The organism is Dyadobacter sp. 3J3 (genome assembly GCF_009801115.1).
GTDB lineage: Bacteria > Bacteroidota > Bacteroidia > Cytophagales > Spirosomataceae > Dyadobacter.
In genome coordinates this window covers 1-554 of the sequence record NZ_VTOL01000052.1, presented here as the reverse complement: position 1 = coordinate 554, position 554 = coordinate 1, and the positions used below count along the sequence as shown (strand labels likewise).

At 44.2% G+C, this 554-nt stretch carries 2 tRNA genes and 1 rRNA gene; all 3 read left to right on the top strand.

The features are described from left to right. Positions 1-118 (top strand): 16S ribosomal RNA (locus tag FZF08_RS31470); the annotation flags it as partial. A 56-nt stretch (positions 119-174) separates the two neighbouring features. Next, positions 175-248, top strand: a tRNA-Ile gene (locus FZF08_RS31465). 88 nt (positions 249-336) lie between these two features. Further along, a tRNA-Ala gene (locus FZF08_RS31460) sits at positions 337-410 on the top strand. Positions 411-554 lie beyond the last annotated feature (144 nt).

Below are 554 nucleotides of genomic sequence, written 5' to 3'. Positions count from 1 at the left end.
TGGGAGTCGGGGAGACCTGAAGCGGTAGGTTAAAGACACCGTTAGGGTAAAATCGGCGACTGGGGCTAAGTCGTAACAAGGTAGCCGTACCGGAAGGTGCGGCTGGAACACCTCCTTTCTGGAGACGAGAAACTCTGCTTTTAGTTTATCTTTATCATATATTTTTAAATGTAGGGGCTTGTAGCTCAGGTGGTTAGAGCGCTACACTGATAATGTAGAGGTCCGTGGTTCGAGTCCACGCAGGCCCACTAAATTTAAAAAAAAACATTGGAATAGCATTAGGATAAGTAATTTAATTACACTACTTTTGCACTCCGAAAAAAACAAAAAATACTTGGGGGATTAGCTCAGCTGGCTAGAGCACCTGCCTTGCACGCAGGGGGTCAACGGTTCGAATCCGTTATTCTCCACATTATCTTCAAAGGAAGGTAACGAGTTCATTGACATATTGAGAAGCAAAAGAGAATAAGATAAAAAACATGTAAGCGAATTAAGGGCGCATGGAGGATACCTAGGCTCTCAGAGGCGAAGAAGGACGTGATAAGCTGCGATAA